At 72.4% G+C, this 21,311-nt stretch carries 16 protein-coding genes and 1 pseudogene; 7 read left to right on the top strand and 10 right to left on the bottom strand.

Features of this window, described 5'->3' with window-relative positions; all coding sequences use genetic code 11:
* Window positions 1-136 precede the first annotated feature (136 nt).
* The 3 genes and pseudogenes from O7620_RS29640 to O7620_RS29630 all read left to right on the top strand — a co-directional run bounded on the left by O7620_RS29640 (window position 137) and on the right by O7620_RS29630 (window position 3,881).
* Window positions 137-1,906: a PspC domain-containing protein gene (locus tag O7620_RS29640; RefSeq protein ID WP_278126411.1), complete on the top strand. Its 1,770-nt coding sequence runs from the start codon at window positions 137-139 to the stop codon at window positions 1,904-1,906.
* Window positions 1,903-2,136, top strand: a pseudogene (locus tag O7620_RS29635) (hypothetical protein); the annotation flags it as partial. The gene O7620_RS29640 and the pseudogene O7620_RS29635, both read left to right, overlap by 4 nt.
* Before the next feature lie 491 nt (window positions 2,137-2,627).
* The gene (locus tag O7620_RS29630) at window positions 2,628-3,881 is read left to right on the top strand and encodes a phosphatidylserine decarboxylase (RefSeq protein ID WP_151488597.1); all 1,254 of its coding nucleotides are present in this window, start codon (window positions 2,628-2,630) and stop codon (window positions 3,879-3,881) included.
* Between the two features lie 58 nt (window positions 3,882-3,939).
* Here the strand turns inward: O7620_RS29630 and O7620_RS29625 are convergent, their stop codons facing one another.
* The 3 genes from O7620_RS29625 to O7620_RS29615 form a co-directional block, all read right to left on the bottom strand.
* A complete protein-coding gene (locus O7620_RS29625; RefSeq protein WP_151488596.1) occupies window positions 3,940-4,875 on the bottom strand; it encodes a CDP-alcohol phosphatidyltransferase family protein in 936 nt (311 codons plus the stop codon).
* Window positions 4,876-5,221: 346 nt separating this feature from the next.
* Window positions 5,222-6,130: an NUDIX hydrolase gene (locus O7620_RS29620; RefSeq protein ID WP_278127200.1), complete on the bottom strand. Its 909-nt coding sequence runs from the start codon at window positions 6,128-6,130 to the stop codon at window positions 5,222-5,224.
* Between the two features lie 116 nt (window positions 6,131-6,246).
* Window positions 6,247-7,197: an NUDIX hydrolase gene (locus O7620_RS29615; protein WP_278126409.1), complete on the bottom strand. Its 951-nt coding sequence runs from the start codon at window positions 7,195-7,197 to the stop codon at window positions 6,247-6,249.
* A 143-nt stretch (window positions 7,198-7,340) separates the two neighbouring features.
* On the opposite strand from O7620_RS29615, the gene O7620_RS29610 reads away from it, so the two are divergent.
* Window positions 7,341-7,643, top strand: coding sequence for a PspC domain-containing protein (locus tag O7620_RS29610; RefSeq protein WP_278126408.1), 303 nt, complete (start codon window positions 7,341-7,343; stop codon window positions 7,641-7,643).
* 7 nt (window positions 7,644-7,650) lie between these two features.
* On the opposite strand, the gene guaA is transcribed toward O7620_RS29610, so the two are convergent.
* The gene (gene guaA, locus O7620_RS29605; protein ID WP_278126407.1) at window positions 7,651-9,207 is read right to left on the bottom strand and encodes a glutamine-hydrolyzing GMP synthase; all 1,557 of its coding nucleotides are present in this window, start codon (window positions 9,205-9,207) and stop codon (window positions 7,651-7,653) included.
* 57 nt (window positions 9,208-9,264) lie between these two features.
* Window positions 9,265-10,962, bottom strand: a complete 1,698-nt coding sequence (locus O7620_RS29600) for a GMC family oxidoreductase (protein ID WP_278126406.1) — start codon at window positions 10,960-10,962, stop codon at window positions 9,265-9,267.
* Between the two features lie 146 nt (window positions 10,963-11,108).
* On the opposite strand from O7620_RS29600, the gene O7620_RS29595 reads away from it, so the two are divergent.
* The gene (locus O7620_RS29595; protein ID WP_278126405.1) at window positions 11,109-12,227 is read left to right on the top strand and encodes an LCP family protein; all 1,119 of its coding nucleotides are present in this window, start codon (window positions 11,109-11,111) and stop codon (window positions 12,225-12,227) included.
* 119 nt (window positions 12,228-12,346) lie between these two features.
* Here the strand turns inward: O7620_RS29595 and O7620_RS29590 are convergent, their stop codons facing one another.
* Both O7620_RS29590 and O7620_RS29585 read right to left on the bottom strand, forming a co-directional pair.
* Window positions 12,347-13,804, bottom strand: coding sequence for a M1 family metallopeptidase (locus tag O7620_RS29590; RefSeq protein WP_278127199.1), 1,458 nt, complete (start codon window positions 13,802-13,804; stop codon window positions 12,347-12,349).
* 106 nt (window positions 13,805-13,910) lie between these two features.
* Window positions 13,911-15,335: a M1 family metallopeptidase gene (locus tag O7620_RS29585; RefSeq protein ID WP_278126403.1), complete on the bottom strand. Its 1,425-nt coding sequence runs from the start codon at window positions 15,333-15,335 to the stop codon at window positions 13,911-13,913.
* A 287-nt stretch (window positions 15,336-15,622) separates the two neighbouring features.
* On the opposite strand from O7620_RS29585, the gene O7620_RS29580 reads away from it, so the two are divergent.
* Window positions 15,623-16,744 carry a sugar phosphate isomerase/epimerase gene (locus O7620_RS29580; RefSeq protein ID WP_278126401.1) on the top strand — a complete coding sequence of 374 codons (1,122 nt, stop codon included), beginning with the start codon at window positions 15,623-15,625 and terminating at the stop codon, window positions 16,742-16,744.
* 57 nt (window positions 16,745-16,801) lie between these two features.
* Here the strand turns inward: O7620_RS29580 and O7620_RS29575 are convergent, their stop codons facing one another.
* Window positions 16,802-17,920 (bottom strand): GuaB3 family IMP dehydrogenase-related protein, encoded by a 1,119-nt coding sequence (locus tag O7620_RS29575; protein ID WP_278126400.1) that lies wholly within the window; start codon window positions 17,918-17,920, stop codon window positions 16,802-16,804.
* Window positions 17,921-17,951: 31 nt separating this feature from the next.
* The gene (guaB, locus tag O7620_RS29570) at window positions 17,952-19,514 is read right to left on the bottom strand and encodes an IMP dehydrogenase (protein ID WP_151489875.1); all 1,563 of its coding nucleotides are present in this window, start codon (window positions 19,512-19,514) and stop codon (window positions 17,952-17,954) included.
* 186 nt (window positions 19,515-19,700) lie between these two features.
* Between guaB and O7620_RS29565 the strand changes: the two genes are divergently transcribed.
* On the top strand, window positions 19,701-20,120 hold the full coding sequence (locus O7620_RS29565; protein ID WP_278126398.1) for a DUF5319 domain-containing protein: 420 nt from the start codon (window positions 19,701-19,703) through the stop codon (window positions 20,118-20,120).
* A 257-nt stretch (window positions 20,121-20,377) separates the two neighbouring features.
* On the opposite strand, the gene O7620_RS29560 is transcribed toward O7620_RS29565, so the two are convergent.
* On the bottom strand, window positions 20,378-21,196 hold the full coding sequence (locus tag O7620_RS29560; RefSeq protein WP_151489877.1) for a response regulator transcription factor: 819 nt from the start codon (window positions 21,194-21,196) through the stop codon (window positions 20,378-20,380).
* Window positions 21,197-21,311 lie beyond the last annotated feature (115 nt).

The following is a 21,311-nucleotide window of genomic DNA, read 5'->3' as shown; positions in this document are numbered from 1 at the left end:
GGTGAGTCCGATCGTCACACGCTGCGGCGGCCACGACCACGGGGACGCCCCCGACATTCCGGCCGCCGATATCTCAGGGTGGGGTCAGGGTCGGGTCCTGAGGTCGCTCGGGCGGACCGGGCAGCAGTATCGACGTATGACCGAGGAAGCTGCCCCGCCGCCCCGCCCGGGGTCGGCACAGCCGGGCGGTTCATCACCGCCCCCACCAGCCGCGACACCGTCCAGCTGGGCCGAGCCCACCACGTTCGGCCCGCCCAGCGCCGGTCCGACCGCCGCCCCGACACCGGGCGATCCCGGCAGCGGCGGCGCGGGCTACCCGCCCGGCACCGGCTACGGGCCGGACGCCCGCCACGGGGCGGCCGGGGCCGGTGGCACACCGCCCGGTCCGGGCACGCCACCGCCGCTGGGCGGCGCCGGCTTCACCTCGCGGTACGGGTTGGTCCGCCCGCGTGAAGGGCGCTACCTCGCCGGGGTCTGCGCGGCGATCGGACGGGCCACCAACACCGATCCGGTGCTGTGGCGGGTGCTGCTCGCGGTGCTCGGGTTCTTCGGCGGCATCGGCATCCTGGTGTACGTCGCCGCGTGGCTGATCATCCCGAACGAGGGCGACACGGCGTCGCCGGTGGAGTCGATGCTCGGGCGCGGTCGGTCCAGCATGTCGCCGGTGACCGTGATCATCCTGGGCATCCTGGTCGCGGCCAGTTTCGGTTACATCGTCACCGACGCCTTCCGCGCGGTGTTGCTCGGCGCGGCCATCCTGATCGGTGGCGCGCTGCTGCTCAACCGGGACAGCCGAGGGCCGCAGCTCGGCACACCCGGCGGTCCGGCACCGGCCGGTACACCACCCGGCCCGGTCCCGCCGGTCACCTGGCCGGCCCCGGCGCCCGGCACCGTACCGCCCGCCGGCCCACCGGCGACGGCACCGCCGGTCGGCGGCGACCCGGCGTACGTGACGGCGGCACCTCCCGCCCCGGCGTACCGCGCCCAGCCGGTGGCCGACGCACGACCGGTCTCCGGGGTGGGGTCGACCTCCGGGCAGCCGGCCGGCACGACCTCCCCGCCGCAGCCGGACTGGCCGGCGCCCGCGCCCGGTTGGCCGACCACCGGCACGCCCAGCGAAGGCTGGCCGGCGGCGCCGGTGACCGGCGTGCCCGCCACCGGCGCCCCCGCCGGCTACCCGACCCCGGCGGCTCCGGGCGGCTACCGCCCTCCGTTCGCCCCGCACGGCCCGTACGCGTCTCCGGCTCCGGCCGCGTACCCGCCGCCCAAGCCACCGAAGCCGCCAAAGCGGCCGAAGGAGCGATCGCCCCTCGGCGCGGTGACGTTCTCCCTGATCTTCCTGGCCCTCGGTCTGGTCGCCCTGCTCGACCTGCTCGACGTCTTCAACATCGGCGCGTCGGCGTACTTCGCGGCAGCGCTGGCCACCATCGGGCTCGGCCTGCTGGTCGGCACCTGGTTCGGCCGTGCCCGCTGGCTGATCGCGCTCGGCCTGGTGACCGCCGCCGCGCTGGGCACGGCGACGGTCGCCGAGTCCTACGACCGGATCCGCGGGGTCGACGGCGCGGTCACCTGGGCACCCACCGACTATCGCGATCTCGCCGACCGGTACGAGAACAGCTTCGGTGACGCCGTGCTCGACCTGCGGGGGATCGACTTCGCGAACCGGGACACCCAGGTGACCGTGGCGATCAACTTCGGCAAGGCGACCGTGGTCGTCCCGCCGAATGTGGACGTCACCACGGTGGCGGACGTCAACGCGGGCGACGCCACCGTGTTCGGCAACCGGTCCGGAGGGCTGGACGGCAGCCTGCGGGAGTCCACCGACCTCGGCGCGGACGGGCCCGGCGGCGGGAAGCTACGCCTGTACATCCACGTCAATGCCGGAAACCTGGAGGTGACCCGATGAAGGCTCACCGTACCGACCTGGTGTCGTTCGCCTTCGGGCTGGTGTTCCTGGCGCTGTCCGCCTGGTGGCTGCTCGCTCAACTGCTCGGGCTCGCACTGCCGCCGGTCGGCTGGTTCCTGGCCGGCGCACTGATCCTGATCGGGGTGTTCGGGCTGGTCGGTGCGCTGCGCTCGGGCCGGCCGAGCCAACCGGAGCCGGCCGTGCAGGCCACCGCACCCGTGTCCGGTGCCAGCGCGCCGGTTTCCGGTGCCGCCGCGCCCGTGTCCGGTGACACCGTGCCACTTCCGGCCGTCACCGTTCCGACCTCCGGTGCCCCGCTGCCGTCCTGGGAGGCCGACCGCTCCACCTGGGACACCGCGCCGGCACCGGAGGCGCCGACCGCGGAGGTGATCCACCCGGCGTGGCTGGCCCATCCGCCGGCGGAGCCGGAGACCACGCCGGTGCCCGGTCCGGCTCGTTCCGGGGCCGACGAGCCGACCTGGGCCGAGCAACCGGTCGAGGTCGTCGACGACCGGCCGGCGGACGAGCGGGAGGGGCGGCGCACGCAACCCTGACCGAGCGGGGGTGCCCGCGTCGGCCCGCTCCACCGCCACGGCGGTGCGGCCGGCGCGGGCAGGCGCATATGCTGGCTGATGGAGATCTCGCCTCCGCCGGCCGGCCCGACCCGCCATGGCGGTCCCGCCGCGATTCCCGTCGCTACCCCGTCAGGAGCCCGTCCGACATGACCCAGTCCCCCGCCGTGCGTACCACCGGTCGGTCCGGTCCGGTCCGCATCGGCGAGCGAGCCGCCCGAACGCTCGTCACCGAGCTGGCCCGGATCAACGATCCCAAGGCCGCCCTGCTGGTCGGCGCGAGCCCGGAGTCCGCGGTGCTGGCCGCGGCGATCGAGGCGCTGCTCCCCGGTGACCGGCTCACCGTGGTGCCCGCCGAGTCGTCCGACGCCACCGTGCTCCGCGAGCACGTCACCGCCCAGGGCCGGTGGGTCTCCGAGCGGGTCCGCGTGGTCGACACGCTCGCCGAGGCGGAGGCCGCCACCGTGGTCATCGCCGGAGAGGTTTTCGCCGGCACCGTCGAGGAGACCCGCGGCGCCATCGAAGGGCTGGTCAAGTACCTCACCGACGGTGCGGTGTTGAGCGTGGCCACGACCGCGACTCCCGGCCGGACGGCCGGTGCCGCCGCCGAGCTGGCCCGGCAGGACGCCCTGCACGGCGTCGGCGCCGACCTGGTCCTGCGCAACTCACCGCCGCTGCGGATCTACCGGCTGCGGTTCACCCCGGCCGCACCGGCCGCGGCGGACCGGTTGACCCCGGCGTACCGGCCGTCGAGCGTGAAGCTGACCCGCGGCATGCACATCGACTCCAACGGGGTGGCGGCGGCGGGCATCACGTTGGGCCTGGCCGCGCTGGCCCGGGTGGCACGTCCGTCATCGAAGCTGTGGCTGCTGCCGGCACTGGCCGCCGGCCCGGTCGCCGCGTTCTTCCGCGACCCGGAACGGGACGTGCCGGAGGACCCGACCGCCATCGTCGCCAGCGCCGACGGACAGGTCCTGTCGGTGCAGCGACTGCACGACGAGCGCTTCGGCGACGGCGAGTGGTTGCGGGTCGCGGTCTTCCTGTCGGTGTTGGACGTGCACGTCAACCGGTCACCGGTCGCCGGCAAGGTGGTGGACTACTTCGTCGCCGACGGCGGCTTCGTCAACGCGATGAAGCCGGACGCCGAACACAACGTCGCCGCGTACACCGTGCTGGACACGTCACGCGGCACGGTGGTGGTCGCGCAGCGGACCGGGCTGATCGCCCGCCGCATCGTGCAGCGCGCGCCGATCGGCGCGCTGTTGGCGAAGGGCGAACGCTTCGGTCTGATCCGGTTCGGCTCGCGCACCGACGTGTACCTGCCGGCCGACGCCGCCGACCCGCTCGTCGGTCCGGGCGACAAGGTCGTCGGCGGGGCGACGGTCATCGCCCGCTGGCGCTGACCCAGCAGAGCGAGAACGGGGCGCCGCTGTTCGCGGCGCCCCGTTCTGCATGTCTCGATCAGGCGGTACGACGCTGCCGCAACCAGAGCACCGGCCCACTGACCAGGTAGCCGACCACGATCAGGGCGAACGTGAGCCGGACGTCGACGAGCGCGCCGATCACCGGGGCCAGCCACAGCCACGGCGGCATCTTGACCAGGCGGGCGAGCTTGGCGTACGGGAAACTGGAGACCATCGCGAAGGCGAGCAGCGCCACGCCGGCCACCAGCACCGGGCCGGGCACCGGCAGGCCGATCGCCACGGTCACCGCGAGCACCGCGGCCGCCATGGTGGTGGGCACGCCGCAGAAGAACCGGCCGTCCTTCGGTGAAACGTTGAAGCGGGCCAGTCGGATCGCGGCACAGGCCGCGACCAGGGCGCATGCCACCGCGGCGGCCGCCGTCGAGACGGAGCCGGCGAGCGAGGCGTACACCACGACCGGCGCGGCGAGGCCGAACGAGCACATGTCGGCCAGCGAGTCCATCTGCGCGCCGAACGGGCTGGCCACGCCGAGCCGGCGGGCCAGGGCGCCGTCCAACCCGTCGAAGACGACGCAGGCGATCAGGCAGAGCGCGGCGAGGCGCACCTCACCCTGCATGGCCAGGAAGATGGCCAGCATGCCGAGCATCAGGCTCGCCAGGGTGCAGGCGTTGACCACGCCGAACTTCATCCGGCGGGCCATCGTGCGCTCGCCGGGGAGCAGGGGGATCGACCCGGCCGTGGCCTCGTCGGTGTGCACCATGGGCAACGCCGGGCTGATCGGCATGACCGCCTCGATCTCCGCCCGGGTGGCGTCGATCGGCGGCCGGCTGAGCCGGTCCAGACCGTAGCGGCGGCGCTGCCGGTCGGCGTACCGGTGCTCGGGCAACGCGAGGTCGGTGGTCCGCAGGTCGTCGTCACGGCGACCCACTCGGACCAGCAGCACCTGGCGGGCGAACGTGCTGCTGCGGCGCAACGGGCCCGCCCAGCGACGCCCTGCGGGGCGCGGACTGTCAGTCGTACGACGCCGGCGCCATGGGGCTCTCGGCACGTTTCCTCCATCACCGGATCGGCTGGCCGCCGCGGGGGCGGGTGTCCGGCTGTCTCGTGCCGGACCCTTCGATGGCCCGGCAGCCTTTTGCGGAGTACACCATCGCATAGGGGAACAGGACTTGGCGATAGCTGCCGGCGGTACTTATAACTGGCTTAAACCGCGCGAACCGCTCTCTTATTCCCATCCCGGGCCTCAACGCCCGTTTCCTCCACCATTCCCTCCACTGACTGTACCGGAGGGTCACCATTCCGGCTCAGCGAGCGGGGTGCTATCCGCCCGCTTGTCCGATTGCCGAGGCAGCGATGCCGGTCAACGGCAGGTCAGCGGTCTCGGACCGGGTGAACCAGCCGGCCCGAGCCGTCGAACCACCGGCGGACTCGGTGACCACCGCGTCGGTGGGTACGTCCACCAGCACCCGATAGATCACCCGTACGCCGTGCCAGTCCAGCGGGCGACCCTCCGGGCCGAGCGCGGCGGGGTTGTGCAGGTTGTCGACGCCGAGCAGTTCCACCACCCGGCCCAGCTGCCCGCCCTCCTCGACCAGCTCCCGCAGCAGCCCGGTGGTCGGCTGTTCGCCGTGGTCGGTGCCACCGCCGGGGAGGTGCCACCTGCCGGCGCCCGGGTAGCCGTCCGCGATCTGGGTGAGCAGGAACCGCCCGGCCGGATCGGTGACCAGCCCGTACGCCCCGAAGCGCAGCCGGCGGTCGGGGTGCGGTGCCGGGTCGGGTGGCAGTGCCCGGGGCAGGCCGGCCGGCAGGGGCGACACCGGCAGCCCGAGCAGCTCGGCGGTGAACGGCATCAGCGGCACGGCCGCCGCCTCGTCCGGGCCGAACCAGCCCAGCTCGGCGATGCCGCCGGCGGGCTCCGGCCGGAGGTCACCGCCCGTCGCCTCGACGTCGAAGATCAGCCGGTCGGTGTGCACCGCGACATCGTCGTCGGGGTACGTGGCGACGTCGGCGACCGCCGCCCGGATCGCGCCCACCGTGACGGCCAGCCCGGTCTCTCGGGCGAACTCACGCTGGGCGGCCCGGACCGGGTGTTCGGCGTGCTCGACCCCGCCGCCGGGAAGCTGCCACACCCCCGGGTACGGGCAGGTCTCCGACCCGCGCGCCAAGAGCACCCGCCCGCGCCCGTCCCGCAGCATCCCGTACGCCCCGACGCGCCGCCGCTCCCGCACGCCGCCACCTCCACCCGCCGACTTCATCGATCATGAGGTTAGCGGCACCGGGACGGACATACCGCCCGGTCAACCTCATGATCGACCGCGAGCGTCGGGGTGGGGTGGGTGTGGGGTTAGGTGAGCTGGGCTGCTTGGACTGCCTCGGCGGTCACCTCGGTCAGGCGGTCCGTGGGCAGGGCGCCCAACTCCTCGCGGGCGAACCAGCGGGCCTCGCAGGTCGAGCCGCCCACGTCGGCGATCGTCAGCGGGTTGGGATCGTCCACGACCACCCGGTAGAAGGCGCGTACGCCGTGCCAGTCGATCGGGTAGCCCTCCGGGCCGAGCGAGGCGGCGTCGCGGTGGCTGGCCACTCCGAGTAGCTCGACGAGACGGCCAGCCTGGCCGGTCTCCTCCACCAGCTCGCGGATGAGTGCCGCGCCGGGCTGCTCGCCGTAGTCGGTGCCGCCTCCGGGCAGGTGCCAGCAGCCGGCACCCGGGTAGCCGTCGGAGATGCGGGTGAGCAGCACCCGACCGGCCGGGTCGGTGCACACCGCGTACGCGGCGAAGCGCTGCGCCCGGTGCAGCCCGTCGGGGCCGGGCACCGCGTAGAAGGAAGGGAACTCGGGCACCTCGTCGGGCACCACGTCGGCCGAGGAGGCGGGCAACCCGAGGGCACGCGCGGTGAACGACCGCAGCGGCAGCTCGCGCGCCTCATCGAGCGTGTACCACCGGGCCAGGTCGGTGGGGCGTTCGCCGACCCGGTCGGCGAGGGTGCCGCCGCGCACCCCGACCCGGTAGATCAGCCGGTCGGTGTGGATGGTGATGCCACGCTCGGGCAGCGCCCGCATGTCGGCGAGCACGTCGGCCAGGCCCGAGACGGCGACCGAGAGGCCCGTCTCGGCGGCGGTTTCCCGGACCACCGTGTGGTTCGGGTCCTCACCGTGGTCGACCGCCCCGCCGGGCAGCGACCATGTGCCGGGTGTGCCGGAGCGCTCCGATGCGCGGACCAGCAACACTCGGCCGTCTGAATCAGCACAAACTGCGTATGCCGCGATCCTGCGGAGCGGCTCCAGCAAGGTGGTCACGGGAGCAAATTCTCCCCGGGCCGGGTTACCGGAACGGAAAAGAGTCGGATTCCTGACTGTCTGGCCCCAATCAGGGATCGGTCAGGGTAAGGATCCGGGCAGTCACCGAGGGCAGGCCGGGCACCAGCGCGGACCGTGGAGACATGACAACCACCGCCGCTCCCCACGCCCCGTACAAGCAGCTCCGGCGACCCACCACCGACCGCATGGTGGCGGGGGTCGCCAGCGGCCTCGGCCGCTACTTCGACGTCGACCCCACCCTGGTCCGGGTGGTCTTCGCGGTCACCGGCCTGCTCACCGGCGGGCTCGCCCTGTTCGCGTACCCGATCATGTGGTTCCTGATGCCCGAGGAGCCCACCGGCGCGCCCGCCTGGCCGCACCCGGCGGGCGCCGCGCCGCAGCCCTACCCTCCGACGACCCCGCCGAGCGCGCCGCCGGCCGGTTGAGGCGCGCTCACTCCCACTCGATGGTGCCCGGCGGCTTGCTGGTCACGTCCAGCACCACCCGGTTGACCTCGGCGACCTCGTTGGTGATCCGGGTGGAGATCCGGGCCACCACCTCGTAGGGCAGCCGGGACCAGTCGGCGGTCATCGCGTCCTCGCTGGAGACCGGGCGCAGCACCACGGGATGCCCGTAGCTGCGCCCGTCGCCCTGCACGCCGACGCTGCGCACGTCGGCCAGCAGCACCACCGGGAACTGCCAGACGCCCCGGTCCAGGCCGGCGGCGGTCAACTCCTCGCGGGCGATCAGGTCGGCCCGGCGCAGCAGGTCGAGCCGCTCCCGGTCGACCGCGCCGATGATCCGGATGGCCAGGCCGGGGCCGGGGAACGGGTGCCGCCAGACCATGGCCTCGGGCAGGCCCAGCTCCAGGCCGAGCGCCCGGACCTCGTCCTTGAACAGCGTGCGCAGCGGCTCGACCAGCGCGAACTTCAGGTCCTCCGGCAGGCCGCCGACGTTGTGGTGGCTCTTGATGTTGGCCGTGCCGGTGCCGCCGCCAGACTCGACCACGTCCGGGTAGAGGGTGCCCTGGACCAGGAACTCCACGTCGCCGTGCGAGGCGATCTCGCGGGCCGCGGCCTCGAAGACCCGGATGAACTCCCGGCCGATGATCTTGCGCTTCTGCTCCGGGTCGGTCACGCCGGCCAGCGCGCCGAGGAACCGGTCCGCCGCGTCGACCACCTTCAGCCTGATGCCGGTGGCCGCGACGTAGTCCTTCTCCACCTGCTCGGCCTCACCCGCGCGCAGCAGGCCGTGGTCGACGAAGACGCAGGTGAGCTGGTCACCGACCGCCTTGTGCACCAGCGCCGCGGCGACCGCCGAGTCCACCCCGCCGGACAGGCCGCAGATGACCTCCTTGTCGCCGACCTGGGCGCGGATCCGGGCCACCTGCTCGTCGATGATGTTCTCGGGCGTCCAGGTCGGCTCGATGCCGGCGATGTCGTACAGGAAGCGCTGCAGCATCTCCTGGCCGTGCTGGGTGTGCCCGACCTCCGGGTGGAACTGCACGCCGGCCCGACGCCCGGCCACGTCCTCGAACGCCGCCACCGGCGCGCCCGCCGACTCGGCGGTCACCGTGAAGCCCTCGGGCGCCTCGGTGACGGCGTCACCGTGGCTCATCCAGACCGGCAGGTCCGCCGGGAGATCGCGGAGCAGCACACCCGGCTCGAGGAGGCGCGGACGCAGCGGCGTGCCGCCGTACTCGCGGTTACCCGTCCGCGCGACGGTGCCGCCGAGCGCCTGGGCCATCGCCTGGAAGCCGTAGCAGATGCCGAAGACCGGCACGTCGGCCGTGAACACGCCGGCGTCGATCTGCGGGGCGTCCGGCGCGTACACGCTGGCCGGACCGCCGGAGAGGATGATCGCGGCCGGGTTCTTCGCCAGCATCTCGGCGACCGGCATCGAGTGCGGCACGATCTCGGAGTAGACCTTCGCCTCGCGGACCCGGCGCGCGATGAGCTGGGCGTACTGGGCTCCGAAGTCCACCACGAGGACGGGGCGAGGCAGGCTCATGTGCACAAAGCCTACCGAGTGTCACGAGCGCCCCCGGCACCGGCTCGCCCGCCGGGGTCACTGTCGCAGCGCGCCCGGGGCGTCCGCGGGGACCGCAGGGTTTCGCGGGGGTACGGGGGGTACCCGCCGGTACGGCGACCCGAGCGCGGGCCTGGGGTCCTCCTCGCCCTTGTTGGGCCAGAAGGACATCGCGCGTTCCGCCTGCGCGGTGATCGTCAGCGACGGGTTCACGCCGAGGTTGGCCGAGACCGACGCCCCGTCCACCACGTGCAGCCCCGGATGGCCGTACACCCGGTGCCAAGGGTCGATCACCCCGTCGGCCGGGGTCGCGCCGATCACCGCCCCACCCAGGATGTGCGCGGTCATCGGGATGTCGAACGGCTCGGTGAGCGAGCCACCGGGGGTGCCACCGATCTCCTCGGCGAGCAGTCGGGTCGCGGTGTTGCCGGCCGGGATCCAGGTCGGGCTCGGCGCGCCGTGACCCGGGCCGGTCACCAGCCGACGACCGAACGCGCCGCGCCGCCACCGGGTCGTCAGCGAGTTGTCCACCGACTGCATCACCAGGGCGATCACCGTCCGCTCCGACCAGCCGCGCACGGACAGCATCCGGGCGGCCAGCCCCGGTTGCCGCACGATGCTGCCCAACCATCGCCGCACCCGGTGCGGGCCACCGTCGACGAGCAGCGACTGGAGCAGTCCCATCGCGTTGGAGCCGCGCCCGTAGCGGACCGGCTCGATGTGGGTCTGCGCGTCGGGGTGGAACGAGCTGGTGATCGCCACCCCCTCGCTGAAGTCGAGTCGGTCGGCCCGGGCCCGCTGGCGCGGCACCGAGGCGCCCAGGATGGCCTCCGAGTTGGTCCGGGTCAGCTCGCCGAGGCGGGGCGACAGCGCCGGCAGCGCGCCCTCGGCCCGCATCGCGTGCAGCAGTCGTTGGGTGCCGAGCGCGCCGGCGGCGAAGACCACCTGGTCGGCGTGGATCACCTGCCGCTCGCGCCGCAGCCACGCCCCGGTGCGGACGGTGTGCACCTCGTACCCGCCGCCGGAGGCCGGTCGCACGGCGGTCACCGTGGTCAACGGGTGCACCCTGGCACCCTGCCGTTCGGCGAGCCAGAGGTAGTTCTTGACCAGCGTGTTCTTCGCCCCGTGCCGGCAGCCGGTCATGCACGAGCCGCAGTGCAGGCAGCCGGTGCGTTCCGGGCCGGCGCCGCCGAAGTACGGGTCGGCGACCCGCTGGCCGGGTCGGCCGATGTGCACGCCCACCGGAGTGGCATGGAAGGTGTGCCCCACCCCCATCCGCTCGGCCACCGCCCGCATGGCGCGGTCCGCGCCGGTGTCCATCGGGTACGTGGTGACGCCGAGCATCCGCTTCGCCTGGTCGTAGTGACGGGCCAGTTCGTCACGCCAGTCGGTGATGTCGCGCCACTGCGGATCGGCGTAGAAGGCCGGCAGCGGCTCGTAGAGGGTGTTCGCGTAGACCAGCGAGCCGCCGCCCACGCCCGCGCCGGAGAGCACCAGCAGGCCACCGCCGGATCGCCGGTCGGCGGGGCGGAGCAGGGTGAGCCGCTGGATGCCGTAGCAACCCAGCCTCGGCGCCCACAGGAACCGGCGGGCCCGCCAGGACGTCTGCGGGAACTCGTCGTCGGCGAACCGCCGGCCGGCCTCCAGAACGCCGACCGACCAGCCCTTCTCGGCCAGCCGGAGCGCGGTGACGCTGCCACCGAAGCCGGACCCGATGACGACCACGCCATACCGCATGGACGCATCATTACTCGCCAGTAGCGCTCGCGCCAGCGGCAGTTTTCGCGCGATCATGCACCGGCCAACCGACCTGGCGCTTTCCGGGCCGCAACCCGGAGTACCCGTCGGAGCGTTGTTCACCAGACGGGTGGAAGGAATCCAAGATGATCCTCGGGTCGATGGCACCGCGCCGACGGTGGCTGCTGCTGGGCCTGGTGGCCCTCGCCGCCGTCGCGCTGATCGCCGCCGGGGCGGTGGTGGTCACCCGGCTCACCGGCGACAGCAAGCCCGGTGGCGCCCCGGTGGCCGGCTCACCCACCCCGTCGCCGCTGGGAACGCCCACCCCCAGCCCGAGCGGTCCGCCGCCGGGCGCGAACATCACCGGCCCGCTGACGCTGCTGCTGGTCGGGGTGGACACCCGGGTCAGCGTGCCCGGCTGGGAGCCGCACTCCGACGCCGTGCTGGTGCTGCACGTGCCCAAGGGGCTGGGTCGGGCGTACCTCTTCTCGCTCCCCCGCGACCTGCTGGTGGACATCCCGGCGTTCCCGAAGGCCGGCTACAAGGGCGGCAAGACCAAGCTCACCCACTCGATGAGCTTCGGCAGCCGGGTGCCGGGCAAACCCAAGCAACCGAGCACGGCCCAGGGGTACGAGCTGCTGCGCAGCACCGTCAGCGGCTACACCGGGCTGCGCATCGACGCGGGCGCGGTGCTCACGTTCAACGGCTTCGACCGGCTGGTGAACGCCCTCGGCGGGGTGGACATCTACGTCGACCAGCGGGTCGCGTCACTGCACCGCAAGCCGGACGGCAAATACCGGGACAGCGCGCCCGGCGGGTACACCGGGCCGCAGAAGGTCTACGAGAAGGGCACCCAGCATCTCAACGGCTGGCAGGCGCTGGACTACGCGCGGCAGCGCTACATCACCGGCGGCGACTACGCCCGGCAGCGCCACCAGCAGCAGTTGATCCGCGCGCTGACCCGCAAGATCCTGGACGAGGGCCTGGCCCGGCAACCGGAGCGGGTGGACCAGGTGGTCGCCGCGCTGGGCGACACCCTGGTGTACGTGGGCGGCAACCGCATCGTCGACCTGGCGTACGCGCTGAGCGGGGTGCCGGAGGACAAGTTCGTGCTGGTCGGCCTGCCCGGCTCCGGCGTCGGCAAGGGCAACGCCTACCAGGGCGAACAGCTCACCAGCGAGGGCCGGAAGTTCATCACGGAGCTGCGCGCCGGCCGCGCCGACGCCTACCTGGCCGCCCACCCCAACCTGGTCGTCAAGAACTAACCCGGCACCCCGTACCCGGGCACCCCTCGCCCGCCCGCGATCTTGCACTTTCGGTCGTTGATTCGCGCTCACTCACCCCTTTTGCCGGGGCAGAAAGTGCAAGATCGCGGGGGCGGGGGTCAGAGGGGCTTGGGGCGGGCGGGCTTTTTGGTGCCGTAGAGCCAGGCGTCGACGAGGGCGTCCAGTTGTTTGCCGGAGACTCGTTCGGCGAGGGCCACGAACTCGGCGGTGGTGGCGGTGCCGTTGCGCTTGTCCGCCGCCCAGGTCTTGACGATCTCGAAGAACGCCTTGTCGCCGACGGCCACCCGCAGCGCGTGCAGGGTCATCCCGCCACGCTGGTAGACCGACTGGCTGAACAGGTCCTTCACCCCCGGCTTGCCCGGCGGCGTCCTCCACACCACGCTCGGCACCGCGTCGTACCGCTTGTCGAACTCCGCCTTGGCGGTGGACTCCTTGGTGTGCTCGGCCCAGAGCCACTCCGCGTACGTCGCGAAGCCCTCGTTGAGCCAGATGTCCTCCCACCTGGCCAACGCCACGCTGTCACCGAACCACTGGTGGGCCAGCTCGTGGGCGACCACACCGGTGTTCGCGCCCTGCCGGAAGAAGCCGCCGGAGTAGACCGGGCGGCTCTGCGTCTCCAGCGCGTACCCGATGCGGCTGTCGGAGACGACCACGCCGCCGTACGCGTCGAACGGGTACGGCCCGAACACGCTCTCCAGGTAGTCGGCGACCGTGACGGTCTGCGCCATCGCCGTGTCCGCGGGGCCCTTGGCAAGTTTGGTGGTGACGGCGCTGTAGACCGGCCGGCCCCTGTGCTCGCCGGTGGTGACCCGGAACTTGCCGATCACCAGCGTGCTCAGGTAGCTGGCCATCGGCGACTTCTCCGACCACTTCCAGGTGGTCCAGCCGCCCTTGCTGGTCTTGCCGCCGGGCACACCGTTGCTGACCGCGGTGAGGCCGTCCGGGACGGTGATCTCGAAGTCGTAGGACGCCTTGTCGGACGGGTGGTCGTTGACCGGGAACCAGGTGCTCGCCGACTCGGGCTGACCCAACGCGATCGCACCGTCGGAGGTGTGCACGAAGCCACCGTCGCCGAGCACCTCGTTCTTCAGCGGCTTCGGCACGCCCGCGTAGGCGATCTCGGCGACGAACCCGTTGCCGTTGATCAGGCCGGCCGCCGGCTTGATCACCAGCTCGTTCTTCACCCGGGTGTGGGTGGCCGGGGCGCCGTCCACGGTGACCCGCTCGACGGTCAGGCCGGCGAGGTCGAGGTTGAACGTCGACAGGTCGGCCGTCGCGGTGGCCTGCACCGTGGCCGTGCCGGTCAGCTGGTCCTTCGCCGGGTCGTAGCGCACCTTGATGGTGTACCGCCCGACGTCGTAGCCACCGTTGCCGTAGCTCGGAAAGTAGTCGTCACCGACCCCGGCGGCGCCGGCGGTGAACGTCCGCGCCGGCGTGGGCGACGTGCTCGGCGAGGGTGCGGCCTCCGGGGCGGCCGAGTCGCATCCGGACAGTGCGAGCGCCCCGGTCACCAGCAGACCGGCACCCACCCGCAGCCCGCGCCGCGTCACCCTCATCACGAACCCTCCCCGTACGGTTGCGGTGACGGTCGGGCCGCCCCGCGCGACGGGGGTCTCCCGCCGATCGCAGGCGGCAGCCTATCGACCGGCGATCACGGCCCCGTCACGGCAGGGTTGGCGCCGAGCCGCCCACCAACCAGGCGTCGAAGAGCGGTCGTAGCTGTCGGCCGGACACCCGCTCGGCGAGCGCGACGAAATCCGAGGTGGTCGCGTTGCCGGTCGCCCGCTCGGCGGTCCAGGTCCGCAGGATGCGGAAGAACGTGTCGTCGCCGACGGTGCGGCGCAGCGCGTGCACGGTGAGCGCGCCGCGCTTGTAGACGGCGGTACCGAACATGCGCTCCCGGCCCGGCTCGACCGACGGCTGGGTCCAGTCGGTCGCCACGTACTGGAGTTCGAAGTTGCGCTGCGCGGTCCGGCCGCCGTCGTGCTCCTCCCACAGCCACTCGGCGTAGCTGGCGAAGCCCTCGTTCAGCCAGATGTCGCCCCACCTGCTCAGCGACACACTGTCGCCGAACCACTGGTGGGCCAGCTCGTGGGCGACGACTCCCGGATCGGGCCGGTCGCCGGTGAAGAAGCCGGGCCCGTAGACGGGCCGGGACTGGGTCTCCAGGGCGTAGCCGATCCGGTCGTCGGCGACGACGATCCCGCCGTACGAGTCGAAGGGGTACGGGCCGAAGCGGCTGGCCAGGAAGTCGACGATCTCCCCGGTGCGGGCCACCGAGTTGGCCGCGCCCCCGTTGGCCGGCAGGCTCGCGGCCACGGCGGTGACCATCGGCCGGCCGCCGTGCGTGCCACTGCTCACCCGGTAGTTTCCGATCACCAGGGTGCTCAGGTAGCTGGCCATCGGGGCACGCTCCGACCAGCGCCAGGTGGTCCAGCCGTCGGCGCTGCTCTTCGGGCCGGGCACCCCGTTGCTCAGCGCCGACAGCGCGTCCGGAACGGTCACCGCGATGTCGTAGCTGGCCTTGTCCGACGGATGGTCGTTGACCGGGAACCAGGTCGCCGCGGAGTCGGGTTGGCCGAGCGCGACCGCGCCGTCGGCGGTGTGCAGGAAGCCGCCGCTGCCCAGTTCGCCGTCGGTGACGGCGGCGGGTACGCCCGCGTACTCGACCGTCACCGTGAACTGCCGGCCACGGGGCAACCCGTCGCGGGGGGTCACGACCAGTTCGTCGTCGTCGCGTCGATGGTCGACCCGCGCGTCGGAGATGCTGACCGAGTCGACGTCCAGACCGTGCAGGTCCAGGTTGAACTGGGACAGGTCCTGGGTGGCCGTGGCCGTGACGACGGCGCGGCCGGTGAGCCGGTCGGTCGCCGGGTCGTAGCGGACGTCGAGGCCGTAGTGCGTGACGTCGTAGCCGCCGTTACCGCGCCCCGGCACGTACGGATCACCGGCGTCGGTGGCACCGGGCCGGAATCCGTCGGTGTCCGCACCCGTGCAGCCGGCCGTGATGAGCGCGATCACACAGGTCAACGCGGTGGCGGTGGCGGCCAGCCGGCTGCCGGTCGGCGTCTGTCCGGTCCGGACCATGCACCCTCCTCCTGCGACGATCCCGATCAGGACGAGCGTAGTCAGCGCCGACGGACCCACGGCCCGTATCGACGATCATCAGTCACTTTCGTCGATACAAACAAAAGTTAACCTCGATCGATACTTTCTTTCGGCTTCGACCGCCGTTAGTGTCTGTCTCCAAGCTGTAACGCGTTCGGAACATTCAGACGCGGACCTGGGCGCTCGGCGGCGCCCCGCGACCGGACTCTCGTCGCACCCTCTGCTGATCGTCATCGACGGCCACCGCCGTCGCGAAAGGTGGAACGATGCCAGACCAGACCGCACCCGACGCCTCCTCTGCCGGCCGGCTCAGCCGCCGGTCCCTGCTCGCCGCCTCCGCCGGCGCCGCCGCCGCGCTCGGCGCGGCCGGTCTGCCGGTGCTCGCCACCGGCGCCCCCGCACTCGCGAACCCCAAGGACAAGGGCAGGAGCAGGCTGCGGGTCGAACCGCTGATCCCGTCGAAGAACCGGGGCATCATCCTCTACAGCGTCCGGGACCGGATCACCGCCGCGCCCGACGACAGTGGTGTGCCGTACGGCTTCGAGCGCGTTCTCGCCCGGCTCGCCGAGATCGGCTACAAGGAGATCGAGTTCGCCGGATACACCCAGAGCACCGAGATCCTGGGCCGGCAGATCACCCCGCGCGAGATCCGCAAGATCCTCGACGACAACGGTCTCGTCGCCAACGGCACCCACGCCTCGATCCAGGCGGCCACCTTCCAGCAGCAGATGGACATCGCCGAGGAACTCGGCATGAAGAACATCGGCACCGGCAGCGACCCGACCAACAGCGCGTACAAGGCCGACTGGGACGCCGCCGCCGACACCTGGAACGAGTTGGGCCGGCAGGCCCGAGCCCGGGGCCTGCGGCTCTACACGCACAACCACGACGTCGCGTACAGCTTCCTGCTCGACTCCGGGCCGCTCGACGAGCAGGGCCGCCCCACCCGCTCCTCCGGCATCCGGCGGCTGGAGTACTTCTTCGGCCGGACCGACCCCCGGTACGTCTTCTTCGAGTTCGACATCTACTGGGGTTACGTCGCCCGCTACAAGCACCAGAAGTACGTCGACCCGGCCGGCCGCGCGCAGATCGACCTGTTCGACCCGATCCTCAACGTGGCCGACCGGACCACCCGGTTCCCGCTGTTCCACGCGAAGGACGGCGACCGGGACACCAGCGTGCCCAACGGCCACCAGATGACCCCGCTCGGCGAGGGCGACATCAACTTCCAGCAGTTCTTCCAGACCATCGGCGAGCGGGACTTCCACCACGCCAACTGGGAGATGGACACCGCCCCGGGCGGCACCACCAACCGGGCCCAGTCGCTCGACTTCGCGGCGCTCAGCTACCGCAACATGTCCGACCTGACCATCTACCTCAAGAAGTAACGGAAAAGGCCGGCCCCGCAGCGTCGCGGGGCCGGCCTTTCGCCGAGCGGGTGACGGTCAGCGGTCGAGGACCAGACCGACCTTCTGGAACTCCTTGAGATCGCGGTAGCCGCACTTGGCCATCGCACGGCGCAGCCCACCGAACAGGTTGAGCTGACCGTCGGCCTCGTCGGCCGGGCCGAAGAGCAGCTCCTCCATCGACCCGAGCGGCTCACCCGCCACCTCGAACGCGCCCCGGGGCAGCGACGGGTGGCTGGCCGCCGAGTGCCACCAGGCACCGCCGGCGGGCGCCTCGTCGCAGAGCGACAACGGCTCGCCCAGCATCACCGCGTCCGCGCCGCAGCCGAGCGCCTTGGCGATGTCACCGGAGGTCTGGATGTCGCCGTCGGCGATCAGGTGCACGTACCGGCCGCCGGTCTCGTCGAGGTAGTCACGGCGGGCCGCCGCCGCGTCGGCGATCGCGGTGGCCATCGGCACCCGGATGCCCAGCACCGACTCGGTGGTCGACCACTCGTCACCACCGATGCCCACGATCACGCCGGCCGCGCCGGTACGCATCAGGTGCAGCGCCGTCTTGTAGTCGGTGCAGCCACCCACGATCACCGGCAGGTCGAGGTCGGCGATGAACTCCTTGAGGTTCAGCGGCTCATCGGTGGTCGACACGTGCTCCGCCGACACGATGGTGCCCTGGATGACCAGGATGTCCACCCCGGCGTCCAGGATCACCGGGGCCAGCGCGAGGGTGTGCTGCGGGGAGACCCGCACCGCCACCGTGCCGCCACCGGCGCGCAGCTCACGCACCCGCTCGGCGATCAGGTCCGGACGGATCGGCTCCGCGTACACCTCCTGGAGCCGCTTGGTGGCGCGGGCGTCCTCGTCGAGGCCGGCAAGCTCGTCCAGCACCTTGGTCGGGTTCTCGTAGCGGGTCCACAACCCCTCGACGTTGAGCACGCCGAGGCCGCCGAGCTGACCGAGCCGCACCGCCGACGACGGGCTCATGGTGGCGTCGGAGGGATGCCCGACGCACGGGATGCCGAACGGGTACGCGTCGAGCTGCCAGGCGGTCGAGACGTCGTCGACGTCCCGGGTTCGCCGGCTCGGCACGATGGCGATGTCGTCCAGGTGGTAGCCGCGCTGCGCGGTCTTGCCCAGCCCGATCTCGACCACGTCACGCATGGGGGACTCCAGGTGGTTGGGGGTGGAGGGGTCAGCGGGTGTGGTAGTTGGGCGCCTCGACGGTCATCTGGATGTCGTGCGGGTGGCTCTCCTTCAGCCCGGCCGCGGTGATCCGGATGAGCTGGCCCCGGTGGTGCAGGTCGGGGATGTTCTCCGCGCCCGCGTACCCCATGGCCAGACGCAGCCCACCGACGAGTTGGTGGGCCACCCGGGACAGCGGCCCTCGGTAGGGCACCTGGCCCTCGACGCCCTCGGGGACCAGCTTGTCGTCGCTGAGCACGTCCTGCTGGAAGTAGCGGTCCTTGCTGTACGACTTGGCCTGGCCCCGGGACTGCATCGCGCCGAGCGACCCCATGCCGCGGTACGCCTTGTACTGCTTGCCGTTGACGAAGATCAGCTCGCCGGGGCTCTCCTCGCAGCCGGCCAGCAGGCTGCCGAGCATCACCGTGTCGGCGCCGGCGACCAGCGCCTTGGCGATGTCGCCGGAGTACTGGATCCCGCCGTCACCGATCACCGGCACACCGGCCGGACGGGCGGCCCGGGCCGCCTCCATGATCGCGGTGATCTGCGGCACGCCGACCCCGGCGACGATCCGGGTGGTGCAGATCGCGCCCGGACCCACGCCCACCTTGATCCCGTCGGCGCCGGCGTCGACCAGCGCCTTCGCGCCGGCGTACGTGGCCACGTTGCCGCCCACGATGTCGATGCTGACGTCGGCCTTGAGCCGGCGGACCATGTCCAGCACGGCCCGCTGGTGGCCGTGCGCGGTGTCCACGATCAGCACGTCCACGCCCGCGTCGACCAGGGCACGGGCCCGCTTGTACGCGTCCTCGCCCACACCGATGGCGGCCGCGACCCGCAGCCGGCCGGCGTCGTCCTTGCTGGCGTCCGGGTACTGCTCGCTCTTGGTGAAGTCCTTCACGGTGATCAACCCGCGCAGCCGGCCCGAGTCGTCCACGATCGGCAACTTCTCGACCTTGTGCTGGCGCAGCAGGGCCAGCGCGTCGTCCTTGCTCACCCCGACCTTGGCGGTGACCAGCGGCGTGTGGGTCATGATCTCGCGGACCGGCGTGTCCGGTTCGGAGACGAAGCGCATGTCCCGGTTGGTGACGATGCCGACCAGCTGACCGTCGGAGTCCACGACCGGCACGCCGGAGATGCGGTAGCGGCCGCACAGCTCGTCGACCTCGCGCAGCGTGTCGTTGGGGCTGGCCGTCACCGGGTTGGTGATCATGCCGGACTCGGAGCGCTTCACCAGGTCGACCTGAAGGGCCTGGTCCTCCAGCGAAAGGTTGCGGTGCAGCACGCCGATGCCGCCCTGGCGGGCCATGGCGATCGCCATCCGCGCCTCGGTGACGGTGTCCATGGCGCTGGACAGCAGGGGGATGGACAGCTCGACGTTGCGGGTGAGCTTCGTCCGGGTGTTGACCCTGCTGGGCACCACGTCCGACTCGCCCGGCTGCAGCAGCACGTCGTCGAAGGTGAGACCGAGCGGAACCACCCGCGCGGAGCCGGCCGGCAGCTCGGGCAGGTGGCCGCCCAGGTCGGCGTGCTCGGCGCCGGCCGGAAGATCGGTGCTGGGCGAATTTTCCACGATTGCTCCCCTGAGCTGCTCGAATGGGCTTCAGCGAGGTGGCGCGGGCAGGCACCGGAACGCGCCACGGTGCCGGCACGTCGTCCCATCGTACCCAGTGAGCTGGGCGACTCCCTCGTGGCGGGCCGGCTCGTCGCGCAGCCCGGGGGGCGGACGTCCCCGCCGCGTTGGGTCTACGGTGAGGGGGTGCACGACGAGCCCATCGACCCGTTCAACGGCGACCCGGCCGACCCGACTGCGGGGCTGGACGATCCGGGCGACGACGCGACGCCGGATCCACTGACCGACGTCGAGCGGCAGGACGTGCTGGAGGACCTCGCCGACCTGGAGATCTACCAGGCCCTGCTGGCGCCGATCGGTGTCCGCGGGCTGGTGATCGAATGCGAGGACTGCCGGGAGCCGCACTACTTCGACTGGGATCTGCTCCGGGGCAACCTGCGACACCTGCTCAACTCCGGTCGGCCCCGGGTGCACGAGCCCGCCTACGACCCGGACCCGGACCACTACGTGACGTGGGACTACGCCCGCGGGTACGCCGACGGGGTGCACGACACCCTGACCGAGGGCACCGAGGACGAGTCGGGCACCACCACCGCCACGGACTGACCCCCGCGGTCCCACCCTCGGCAAGCAAGCCCGGCCGCCGCAAGATCGTGCTGCAACCACGATGTAGTGGCCTCCCGGTCCGAGGAGGCCACTACATCCTGGTTCGAGCACGATCTTGCGGTGCGGTGCGGCGCGCCGCGGTGCGGCGCGGTGCGGCGCGGTGCGGCGCGGTGCGGCGCGGTGCGGCGCGGTGCGGCGCGGCGCGGCGCGGCGCGCGCGGCGCGGCGCGTGCGGCGCGTGCGGGACCGGGGTGCGGGTCAGGCGACCAGGCCGGCGCGGAAGCCGGCGGCCACCGCGTGTGCCCGGTCCCGGGCACCGAGCTTGCGGAACAGCCGGCGGGCGTGGGTCTTGACGGTGTCCTCCGAGACGAACAGCTCCCGGCCGATCTCCGCGTTGCTCTTGCCCTCGGCCATGCCCAGCAGCACCTGGAGCTCCCGCTCGGTGAGCCCGATCGACGCCCGGGCGGGCCGGGTGCTCTGGGCGCTGCGGGCCTGGTCGGTCTGGTCGGGCGAATCGCCGTTCGCGGACTCGGCCTCATCGTCACCTCGCTGTACCGGCACCGACGGCACGCCTGCCGGCCCCTCGCCGGTTGCCGTGGCGGACCGGCCGGGCTCGGCGGAGCCGCGCAGGGACGGCCCGGAGCGGCCCGCGCCGCCGACCGTCGCGGTGTCCCGGGCCGGATCGGTGATCCGTTGCCGGGTCGCCCGGCCGGGAGCGGTGAGCAGCAGCAGGGCCTTCGCGACCGCGCTGGTCAGGTCGTGGTCGGCGTTCTGGATCAGACCGCGGGCGCCGGCGCTGATGCTCGCCGCCGCGGCCTCGGACTCCTCGGCGCCGAGCAGCACCACCGCGGCCTGCGGCGCGCGGGCCAGCACCCGGCGGACGAAGCCGGCGCTGTCCGGCCGCGTCAGGGCCGTGTCGGCCAGCACCACGTCGGCCGGTCGCTCAGCGAGCCGCAACATCACCTCGGGATCGGAGACGGCGGTACGAACGATCGCGGACAAACCCAGTCGCGCGGCAGCAGAAGTCAGGTGCTGGGCGGCGAGTGGTGTCCGAACGCACACGAGAACGGTACGCACTGTGGTCTCCTCTCCGCCAACGAGCAGACCATGACGGGGTCGGCTGGGGAGGAGGTTCCCGGCAATCCTTCGAACTTTTCCGACAGATGGGGCAAAAGCCGCAACTTGGAGGTCG

It is taken from the genome of Micromonospora sp. WMMD710, from assembly GCF_029626045.1.
Taxonomy (GTDB): Bacteria; Actinomycetota; Actinomycetes; order Mycobacteriales; family Micromonosporaceae; genus Micromonospora.
Note: the sequence above shows the minus strand (reverse complement) of the source record. Positions and strands in the feature narration are given on the sequence as shown.